Annotated in this window: 10 protein-coding genes and 1 tRNA gene; 5 read left to right on the top strand and 6 right to left on the bottom strand. The window is 39.5% G+C overall.

Annotated elements, in window-relative coordinates; genetic code table 11:
• A tRNA-Ser gene (locus N475_RS20750) sits at positions 1 to 91 on the bottom strand.
• Between the two features lie 261 nt (positions 92 to 352).
• Here N475_RS20750 and N475_RS20745 point away from each other — a divergent pair.
• The 5 genes from N475_RS20745 to N475_RS20725 are packed head-to-tail and all read left to right on the top strand — an operon-like array spanning position 353 to position 2,387.
• On the top strand, positions 353 to 1,021 hold the full coding sequence (locus tag N475_RS20745) for a Bax inhibitor-1/YccA family protein (protein ID WP_063356334.1): 669 nt from the start codon (positions 353 to 355) through the stop codon (positions 1,019 to 1,021).
• A gap of 54 nt (positions 1,022 to 1,075) precedes the next feature.
• Positions 1,076 to 1,429 (top strand): sulfurtransferase complex subunit TusD, encoded by a 354-nt coding sequence (tusD, locus tag N475_RS20740; protein ID WP_063365876.1) that lies wholly within the window; start codon positions 1,076 to 1,078, stop codon positions 1,427 to 1,429.
• Positions 1,426 to 1,785 (top strand): sulfurtransferase complex subunit TusC, encoded by a 360-nt coding sequence (gene tusC / locus N475_RS20735; protein ID WP_063356336.1) that lies wholly within the window; start codon positions 1,426 to 1,428, stop codon positions 1,783 to 1,785. The genes tusD and tusC overlap by 4 nt, the downstream gene beginning before the upstream one ends.
• Positions 1,782 to 2,054 (top strand): DsrH/TusB family sulfur metabolism protein, encoded by a 273-nt coding sequence (locus N475_RS20730; RefSeq protein WP_081215875.1) that lies wholly within the window; start codon positions 1,782 to 1,784, stop codon positions 2,052 to 2,054. Before tusC ends, N475_RS20730 begins: the two co-directional genes overlap by 4 nt.
• Before the next feature lie 3 nt (positions 2,055 to 2,057).
• A complete protein-coding gene (locus N475_RS20725; protein ID WP_063365875.1) occupies positions 2,058 to 2,387 on the top strand; it encodes a TusE/DsrC/DsvC family sulfur relay protein in 330 nt (109 codons plus the stop codon).
• Positions 2,388 to 2,422: 35 nt separating this feature from the next.
• Here the strand turns inward: N475_RS20725 and N475_RS20720 are convergent, their stop codons facing one another.
• The 5 genes from N475_RS20720 to N475_RS20700 form a co-directional block, all read right to left on the bottom strand.
• Positions 2,423 to 4,087 (bottom strand): hypothetical protein, encoded by a 1,665-nt coding sequence (locus tag N475_RS20720; protein WP_063365874.1) that lies wholly within the window; start codon positions 4,085 to 4,087, stop codon positions 2,423 to 2,425.
• 486 nt (positions 4,088 to 4,573) lie between these two features.
• Positions 4,574 to 4,936, bottom strand: coding sequence for a VOC family protein (locus N475_RS20715; RefSeq protein ID WP_227008413.1), 363 nt, complete (start codon positions 4,934 to 4,936; stop codon positions 4,574 to 4,576).
• Positions 4,937 to 5,216: 280 nt separating this feature from the next.
• Positions 5,217 to 5,606, bottom strand: coding sequence for a DUF4488 domain-containing protein (locus tag N475_RS20710; protein WP_063356340.1), 390 nt, complete (start codon positions 5,604 to 5,606; stop codon positions 5,217 to 5,219).
• Between the two features lie 100 nt (positions 5,607 to 5,706).
• The gene (locus N475_RS20705; protein ID WP_063356341.1) at positions 5,707 to 8,391 is read right to left on the bottom strand and encodes an ATP-binding protein; all 2,685 of its coding nucleotides are present in this window, start codon (positions 8,389 to 8,391) and stop codon (positions 5,707 to 5,709) included.
• A 33-nt stretch (positions 8,392 to 8,424) separates the two neighbouring features.
• Positions 8,425 to 10,656 carry a TonB-dependent receptor gene (locus N475_RS20700; RefSeq protein WP_063356342.1) on the bottom strand — a complete coding sequence of 744 codons (2,232 nt, stop codon included), beginning with the start codon at positions 10,654 to 10,656 and terminating at the stop codon, positions 8,425 to 8,427.
• Between the last annotated feature and the right edge of the window lie 65 nt (positions 10,657 to 10,721).

The following is a 10,721-nucleotide window of genomic DNA, read 5'->3' as shown; positions in this document are numbered from 1 at the left end:
TGGCGGAGAGATAGGGATTTGAACCCTAGATACGCTATTAACGTATGCCGGTTTTCAAGACCGGTGCTTTCAACCACTCAGCCATCTCTCCGCAGCGGTGCGAATAATAGGGAAAGCGATCATGAATGTGAAGCTTTTTTTTTGCTTTTTTTACTGTTTGGCTAATTTTCAGCATTTTTGATGTTATTTCCTTCAAAATTGCCAATTTTTTTGCCAATCACTTGTAATGTAGAACTATTTATCGTGTTTTATGGTCTACTATTCGAGAAAGGTTTGCTCAACTAATTAACTCTTGGTAATCTTTGGTAAGATTAATTTTCGGAACATCGTGTTTCTATTAAGGAGCTATCATATGGCGTTCAATCATTCGTACACTACTGAAAAAGCAGTAATGTCAACGACTGAAACTAACAAGGTATTGAAAAGTACTTACTTTCTTTTGGCGATGACTTTGGCATTTAGTGCCATCACTGCTGCAATCTCAATGACAATGGCTCTGCCTCGTTTTACGGGCATGATTTGTTCACTCGTTGCGATGGGTTTAATTTTTGTTATCCACAAAAAAGCTAATTCATCTTCTGCAATTGGTTTAGTTTTCTTATTTACTGGTATTTTAGGTTTTGGCTTAGGTCCACTGCTCAACGCATACTTGAACTTACCTAACGGCGGCCTGTTAATTGCACAAGCACTAGGTTCAACTGCATTAATCTTCTTTGGTTTATCTGCATATGCTTTAACAACTAAAAAAGATTTCTCTTTCATGGGTGGTTTTTTAACTATCGGTATTTTGGTCACTTTTGGTGTTTCTATCGTGAATATTTTCATCGGTAGCCCAATGGTATTCATCGCAATTAACGCAGTGTTTGTATTACTTATGTCTGCAATGATTTTGTTTGAAACAAGCAAAATCGTAAATGGCGGCGAGACTAACTATATACTTGCAACCGTTGGTCTTTACGTGGCAATTTATAACTTGTTCACGTCATTACTAATGTTGCTTGGCATGTCAAATGATGACTAATAAAATCATTCTGATAAAATAAGCCCCATCTGGGGCTTTTTTTATGGGTTTCTTTTGAGCCAGTTTATTATTTCTCTTCATTGTGGTCCTGACTCACATGACTCGCTACAATGCATGAACCGATTTGTGCAAGCAGCGCTTAAACAAAATCATACAATTAAGTGTATTTTTCTCTATCAAAATGCAGTCCAACATGCCAGCCAACACATACAGTTAGCAAGCGATGAATTACCACTAAACAGTATTTGGCATAATTTAGCCGAGCAAGGCATATCTCTAAAACTCTGCGTCACTGCAGCAGAAAAACGCGGTATAAACACCACAGATACTGGAATCTTCACTGTTGCCGGACTAGCTGAATTCGCAATGGAGACATGTAAAGCGGATAAGTGGGTGCAGTTTAAATGACTAAGAAAATACTCGTGATCACTGATGCGTCTCCATTTGATGGACAGCGCATTAGAGAAAGTTTAGACATGGCGCTTATTTTTGCAGCCATCGATCAAGAAGTTAGCTGGTTATTTACAGGCGCATCTGTCCTCGCTTTAACAGACGGCAACCACCCTACTTCGCTTGGAATAAAAGATTTTTTTAAGCAGTTAAAAACATTAGAAATCTATGATGTTGACAGTTTATTTGTATGCCAAGGCGCACTACAAAAATACCAACTCACAACAGAAAAATTGAATGTTGACGTCTCAGCGCTATGCAACTCAGCACAGCAAGAATTAATTAGTAAACATGATCATGTGGTCAAACTATGAGTACAACCGTCCATATATTTTCTAAACCGATGAGTTACTATGAAGGCGTTTTAAATCCGGCCCTTGTTGGTAAAAATGATAAAGTGCTATTACAACAAGATGCTTGCTATGATCATACTCGCTATTCAGAAATCTTCAGCGAGAACCTTTATATGTTAGAGAATTGCTCAATCGCGAGAGGTATTAATTCAACTACTTCAATTAAGCTCATCGACGATTTAACTTGGGTAGACTTGCTTGCAAAAAGCGATAAATCAATTACTTGGTAAATTATGTTAGTGATAGACAATAAAACAATCGAAACAGATAAAGAAGGTTATTTGTTAAACCACCTAGATTGGTGCGAGGAGCTCGCGCCAATTATCGCATCACATGAAAATATCACGCTTACAGATGCCCATTGGGAAGTTGTAAGATTTGTTCGAAGCTTTTATGAAGAATATGGCACCAGTCCCGCCATTCGTATGCTAGTGAAAGCCATCGCTAAAAAGTTGGGCGAAGACAAAGGAAAAAGCATTTATTTATACAAGCTCTTTCCAAAAGGGCCAGCCAAACAAGCAACTAAAATTGCTGGGCTGCCTAAACCTGCAAAATGCATTTAACTATGCAATAAAAAAGAAGGCTTACGCCTTCTTTTTTATTCATCAACTGGCCAAGTGAATGGTATATCCGGAACTTCTAATCCTCTGGCAAGAATAGATTCAGCGACTGTAAGTGTTGGGTCAGTTGGTGCCCATAAATCGTTACTGAAAGGTATTGTTGCATCTTCTTGCGAAATATCTCCGAGTACACCGCTTACATCTATATCAAACACGAAACTACCTGTGCCGTCATAATTACAGCTGTTTGTAGGCGCATATTCAATATTGGCACGATGTTCAGTCCCCAAATATGTGCTGGTACTTGTGTCATACTCAAAAAACTGTCTTTGTGTATACGCTTGCAATGTATGGTCGTTACCAGGCCCAGCCCAATTGCAAATAAAGCCCTGTATTAAGCCATTTGTTTCGTCAATATCTGTGCCATAGCCAAAATGCGCCTCTCCATTTTCAAGCGAAGCATCATTAAACCCGATGTTTAATATGCGACTATGTGAATCATTAACGCCCGCTTGCCAAACATAAGCGTAATCTCCAGCTAGACTAGTCAAATCAAAATTGGCACCAAAGATTGCAAAATTCTCACTCCATCCGTCAGGGTTATCAATGGAATGGTATTTGTTCTTTACATCAACCTGCTGATCACTGTTAAATGCGCCACTAACAGTATGCCCGCACAAAGTTGCAGTCCTAGCTTGGAGTGACATTTGTTGCTCTGTCCGCTCATAGGCTAGCGAACCAACTAAAGTGCGTTGATTTTGAGAACAGTTTCCACCAGGAAGTTCTATTCCCGAAACCCCAACTTCACCTTCTACAGAGTAATTTAGTAAGCCAGTATAATTGGTTCTATCACCACCGGGCGTATGTGTCATGGAAAGGTCGATATCGTAGGTACTGCTGCCGACTGTATATTCTAACGTGACACTATATTGCCATATACCAGCGCTAAGACTGATGGATGCTGCACTGAAGTTTACGCTAGCTAAGCCTTTGCTATTCATTTGAGTCGTAAGGTCTATAGAAGCCCCATCCTCAGGCAAACCACTACCATCATCTATCGCTGCTGATACCATACTCGCTAAAGTCATTAATGCCATTCTAGAGCGTTCTTTTGTACCATCTAGAAGTGCATTGGTTTGCGCAACAGCACATGCATTACCATCGCTATCACTAGCCAGCCAAAGCCCTAAATCACCAGACGGCAATGTGCCAGAGTCAGTCGCTGGATCCGCAGAGCCCGGGTGCCCTTGATAACTCACTTGCGGCCCAAAACAATCCGCATTGGTACTATTTCTATAGAAAGACCTGACCCGAAAAACATCTAACAAAGGAGTTTCTCCATCTAGCAATGCATCAATCCTGCGCGTAGCCCAAAAATACGTTGGCGATGCAGGGCCTCGAGACATGTAAATTCGCTCTTGCTCATCACTACTATCACCAAAAGGCGAAGCTACCACCATTGATTTTGGAAAGAATAGACCTCTATCAACAGTTACAGGTCCTTGCGAATCGCCCTGTTCTCCAGATGAATCGTTATTCGAGCCATTATCTTGGCTGTTATCTCCAGAGCTAGAATTATCATTTGGAGATTGCTGGGGGGATTCTTGCTCTGTAGATGTGGTCTGTTGTACATTTTCGTCACTGTCTGAAGACGAGCAGCCTACCATTAGAGAGGCCATAATTACTGGGATATATGATTTCATGTCTGCATACCTCGTTTGTCTAACCTGTAAATAAGTTAATTCAAATGTGACTGCCAGACAAAATTACGCCATTTACAAATGTGATTAAATGTTCAAAAAACACCCACTTTAGGATTGTTTTTTTATCTGTTATTGAAACAACACGAAATGAATATTAATTCGCGTATTAAGATTATAAATTCACCACAAATTGTAACTCACGGAATTTTTTTGAATTATCTCTACATTTCAAATTTTAGTACAATCAAACACGTTCACTACAATTAATTACAAATTACATTGAACTAAATTAAAGTGTGCAATAGCGCCCATGGACAGGACGCTGGTATATATTAAGACTTTGAGTTTGCATAGCCAATCTTGAGTATAAATGTCATTATTAAATATAATACAACAACTTAAAACATCTCCTAATCGACACATAAAGCCCAAAAAAACTCAATATGCTACTTGTAATACTCAAAACATACAATGTGCCGATTTCAATTACAACAGAGACCCAAAACACAGTTTATTGTTATCTAAATCTCTCGCATAGGCTGAAAACCTTGGACCTCTTATCTTTGGTTCCCCTTCACAGCGTCCTCCTAGTTGAATAGCCAATTTATATAATCTAGATACCTCTTTGGCATTTTCTACAGTAAATCCAATCATAGTGCCATTGCCAAAGGTTGCAGCTTTCCCATTGAATGGAAGTGCAATGGCAAATGCTGACTCAACATCCTCGCCCTGCCAAAAACTCATTCTATCCGTCGAGAATGTTTGGTGAAATTCAGTTGCATCAAACAATCTGTTGTAAAATCTAGTTGAAGCTTCCAAGTTGTTTGTGCCTAATACAAAGTAGTTCATTTTCAAGTTTTCTCTCCTTTTCACATGTGAGTCCATCATATAGGTGTGTCCTAAAGCGCTTTGTTAAATTGGTTGCAATGTACTCGATTACCATCAGTACGTTTAGTTCACCTATAAATTGTTTGAGCTTTATAGCGTAAGACTTCGTCAAGTACTGTCAGGAGGAAAAGAAGGTAGATATAAGGACGAATAAGAGTTAGAAACTTAACCCTTACTCGAAGTGATATTAATGTGAGTATTGATGATAAAGTATTAAACTGATTGAGTGTAAGCCAAAGTATTAATCAACTTTTTTCCATACCTCGTATTCAACAAATTTACCATCTTCAACAAGTTTGTGATGCCAAAGATTGTCTTTGACTTCGTAGGTGAAGGCCATACGTCTGCCTATTAACTTTTCAACGTTGCCTAGTGTGACAGTCTCGATAAAGTAATTATCTTTAACTTGATAAGTACCACCACCTGCATAATGAAACTTGTTATTACTACTTGTGATGTAGCTAAAGTGCGTATTGTTGATTATTTTCATTGATGTTACATCTGGCGCTTTCGCGCTCACAATTCCTTCTGGTGTGGCGTATTCTCCCTTTACAAATTCCCATGTGCCTATCAAGGGGTTTGCCATTAGTAATGGAGAAATAAAAGCGGCAATAAAAATAGCTAGTCGCATGTTATTATCCTTGCTGTTGTTATTTTAGAGTCTCAGGCCAGTATATGCCCGAGTACCTACATACAACAATGCAAAACATAACAACTTGCAGATTTTTCAGTTATACAGCTTGATCGCAATCAGATTCTTTAATGACTTGCGCTATGAGTTCAAACAGTCTGCTCAATGCCTTCTCTACATCAAGGAAGTTTTCCTGTTTTAGCAGCTGGTCAATTTGCGTGACGGTTTGATAAATTTCATGACAGTCAAACATAGCTGACGTTCCTTTCAAAGCATGGATTGAACGAGCAAGCCCATCATAGTCTTTATATTTCAGTTGATTCTGTAGCTGTACAAGCTGCTCATGAAGGCCGTCGATATACTGCATTTTGAGCTGTTTAAATTCAGCATCTGGCAAGCTTAACTCTTCATCGACTGTGATGTTCAAATAATGGGATATTTTTTGTGCAAATTTTGTTCTATCAATAGGTTTAGCCAAATGGTCTGTGAAACCCAATTTAATATAACGCTCAACTTCATGACTCATAGTATTTGCAGTCAACGCAATCACCGGTGCAGTGCACCCTGTCGCCTGTATAAAATTAAATGCCTGCTCACCATCCATAACGGGCATCTGAATATCCATCAATATAAGATCAAACTCATTATCCAAAACGGCCTGAACGGCCAGCTGACCATTTTCGACCGCAGTAACATTAAGTCCCATCCTCTCAAGTATCCTAGTGATTAGTCGACAGTTATCACTGTGATCCTCTGCTAATAGCACTTCTCCTTTGAGATCTTTAGATTCAACATCCTGAGTCAATTGCTGGCCAATATCATTTGAGTGGTGAATTTCGTCAAACGAATTTACCCAAGTCGTTCGTTCTGTGGTGAATAAACTCAAAGACAGAGTAAAAGAAGTACCAGAGCCAACTTCACTTTCCACTTCAATGTCGCCATCAAGCTTCTGCGCTAAACTTTTCGAGATGTTTAATCCGAGCCCTGTGCCACCGTACTTTCTAGTGGTGGAAGAGTCGGCCTGATAAAACGCACTAAATAGCTCTTTTTGCTCTTCAGACGTCATACCTATACCGGTGTCTTTAACACAGATAAATAGTCGGTCATCCTTACAACTAACTTCAATGGAAATTTTACCCACCGAAGTAAACTTAAGTGCATTTGAGGTTAAATTGAGCAGTATTTGTCTCAAGCGCGTTGGGTCAATAACAACATAATCTGGTAATGGGAACTGATAGTTCAATTCAAATTCTAACCCTTTATCACGGATCTGTTTGCCCAATAGAGATTCAACATGGGCTATCGACTGGAAAAGGTTTGCTTCTATTAACTCAACTTCTAAACGATTCGCTTCAATTTTTGACATGTCTAAAATATCGTTAATCAACCCCAATACATGTCGAGAGTTTTGCAATATTACAGTGATCGCATGATTGCGCTCATGGGGCTTAATATCACCTAAAATTATCCCGTCCGCGTACCCAATAATTGATGTCATGGGCGTTCGTATTTCGTGACTCATATTGGCAAGGAAACGACTTTTAGCTTCACTTGCATCTCGTAGCTCAGATGCAAGTTGTTCCAACTCATAAGTACGTTTAAGCACTTTTGCTTCTAGGTTTTTGTTCAGCTCTATGTTTTCTTCGCTGGTTAAGCGGACTTTATCAGCGACAGCGAAAGCTAAAAACATCGCATCCAGTGCCACGCCAACTAAGCCGAGCAAGTACAGATTAACCGCAATAGGTGGCAATAACCCTAAATTGGTAAAATTACCAATCATGTTAGGTACAGCCATACACACGTAAGCAAGAATAAAATAACGTGCAGGCTTAAACCCTTCTAGGATTCTCAGAATGCCAATATACAACCCTAAGCAAAGCGCAACACCCGTTGATAGCGTTGCCCACAAAAAACCAAAACCAGGGAAAAGAATACTAAATGGAGTACCTATTGCAGCAACAACCCCCACCCATATCGACGCTGAAGACAAGTTGGGATGTGTTTCTTTGAGTTTTAACAAACAATTGTAAAACAGTGCATTACTTATCGGAGACAGTGTAAACCCAAGCCAATGTAAATGTGGCGAATAAAAGCCAAATAATTGGTCTGAGATATGGAAAAAATGACTCCATGCAAACACCATAGTCGCCGCGAATATCGCATAATAAAGGTGAGTTAGATCTTTTGAGCCTATGTAGATCAGAAGGTTATAAAGCCCCAGTACAATACCCACGCTAAAACACAAGATCATTATTAAGTTATCTATTATGACTTGCTCTTTAAAGTCTGGTACTGGCATCAACTCCAGTTTTATCGGCGTGTAAAAAAAGTCACTTTCGAATAAAGTTACAATGTAGTATTTTTCGTTTGGCTTGAGCTTGACTGTATTTCCATAGTGGAAAGCAAATTCATTTCGAACCATGCCCCCCGTGTAATACCTCTCAACTGAAGACTTTGAGTAGATTCGAGTTTCAATGTTTGACAATACAGTATTGTATGGATAAAGAACCAGCTGCTCGTATTTTGATGAGTTGACAATCTCTGTAACCAGCCAATACCGTCCAGAGAAAAGGGCTCTTTCAGTTTGAGGCTCTAAATTTTTAGCCCATGCTTGTACGGTATCAAAAGAGTCAGGGAAGCGCATGTCATCTTTAGCGGCCAACACCAGACCTTTATCATGTAAATTAATGCCTTTCTCAATACCATCAAATACATACTCCACGCTCTTAACATGAGTAGAAAATAAGACAACAATTGACAGCAGGATATATTTAATCAAGTGCATTAAAACGCCTAAAAATGAGCTACAAGAGCTCGTTTAAAAGTTATAAGTAACATCCAACCCAATTCTCTGTCCTTCTCCTTTAAAGTCTTCTAACATGCCAAGGAATGAACTTAAATCAAACTTTAGATGACTATACTCTTTATCAAATAGGTTTTTTGCCCATACTCCAACTTGCCAGTCTGCATATTGATAAGAAACGTTTGCTCGCCATAAAGCATAGCTAGCTTGATATGCATAAGGATTTTGGTTTTGATCGAAATAATAATCTGATTGAAAGTCTACACCTAAAACCGCGTCAAAATCCCCACCATTTATACTCATAGAATATGATAGCTCAGCAGCTATATTCCATTCTGAAGTAAATGGTAAACGATTGTCAGTCAATTTGTTACCCAAAGGGTCTGTAAACTCTTCAAAATTCGCTTCGGGAATGTAACCCAGCGCTAAACGACTAGAAAGCGAATTAGTAATGGTGTAGTCAAGTTCAAGCTCTGCGCCATAAATCATAGACTCCCCCACATTTTCAAGCAGCTGCAATGGTGGTGCACCTGGGGTTGAGGCAGCTTGATTCATAAAAACTTGTTGGTCTTGATAGTCATAATAAAACAATGCTGCTGATAAGAAGTAATCTGTCCCATTCAATTTAAGGCCCAGCTCATGAGACATTGTCTCCTCTGGTCCATAATCTGCAAGCTGAGCTTGCTCAGGAGAAGACAATAAACCACCATTGTACCCTCCACTTTTACTCCCATTGGCCAACGAGTAATAAATTAACACCTTATCATTAGGGGTATAATTCCACGCAACTTTACCAGAAATACCGTCGTCTTCAACCTTGCCTATAACAGTATAAAAGGGGATTACATTGCCATTCAGATCTGTAGGAGTCGTTACAACGTTTAATCGAGATATAGAGTCATATTCAACTGACTCATCCGAATAACGAAGCCCAAATGTCAGCATATGTTTCTCTGCTAATTGCCATTCATACTGAGAAAACAGCGCAATCGATTTGGTAATAATTTCATTGTCGTAGAAGAAGGTCGTCGTCAATTGGGGCGCAAGTATCCCTCGAAAATCACGTAAAATATCGTTAAAGTTATTCTGGTAAATGCGCTCTTCAAGTTGAAATACACCCACCGTTAAATGATCTCCTCCAAGTTCGGCTTGATATCTCAACTCATTTGTAATTAACTCACTTTTAAGCCCAAGCTCACCTTCACATAACCGTGCAGGGCTGCCATCGCAATTAAATGCATGATCTCTGTCGAGGCGGTTGAAGCCATTCAAATAAGTTATGTTGGCACTATCGTTAGGTTGCCATTGCAGTTCAATACCCCAGCCCTTGTAGATACTTAAGTGTGGAGACTCATTGTTCACACTCACAGCCCAAAAGTCATCATTGCCATCATTGAACCCAAAACTGTCGACACACCCAACCTTGCCCGCTTCTGCGGGACTACAACGGACTTGATTAATAGGGTCTTTAAAAATACCTATATTACCAACTGGTTGAACGATCCCATCCCAATGTCCATAATAGCCTTTTACAAATGCACTCCACTCATCCCATTCACCTAAGTAGCTTAAACGTAAATCACTTTGTTTAAGTCCTGCTTCAGGGGAAGTTTCAAATAAGTTGTAACTGGTATACTCATAATCAGTGTGACTAAATGCGAATCGAATTGCACTTTCTTCGTTCAAACGTTTGTTATACGCGCCCTGTGCCCGCTTCCAATCGTCCGTACCTACACCTAACTTTACATATCCATAATTGCCATCGTCAGGCCGTTTTGTTCTGACAAGTAAGGCACCTCCAGTACTATTTCTTCCAAACAATGTTCCTTGTGGCCCCTTTAATACTTCAACTTGCTCAATATCAAATAGGTTGGCAATTTGATTGTTAGCAGAACCAACACTGTGTCCATCTACATACATTGCTATTGGAGATGTGTTAGCCGTATTGTAATCCAGTAGCCCAATCCCACGAATATTGATTGCAGGTGGTGTGCCTTCGGCCGCATTTTGACTGATCTTAAGATTTGCTACAAATACTCCTAGTTCAGTAACGTCTTTTATACCCTGAGTTTCTATTTTTTGGGCACCAATTGTGGATATAGAGACACTTACATCCTCAATATTTTGTTTACGTTTTTGAGCGTACACTTCAATGGTTTCCATTGCATCATCGTCAGCAGACAACCCAATAGAAGGGTTAACGAATAATAGGGATATAGATATTGATAAGGCAGAGAGTTTAAACATGTCCGTTCTCGTTAATATTAGCGGTGTTCACTTTGCTCACTTGAGTATAGTCCAAAAGAAAAGAC

The organism is Pseudoalteromonas luteoviolacea DSM 6061 (assembly GCF_001625655.1).
Taxonomy (GTDB): domain Bacteria; phylum Pseudomonadota; class Gammaproteobacteria; order Enterobacterales; family Alteromonadaceae; genus Pseudoalteromonas; species Pseudoalteromonas luteoviolacea.
The sequence above is the reverse complement of the archived record's forward strand: the minus strand, read 5'-3'. Positions and strand labels throughout refer to the sequence as shown.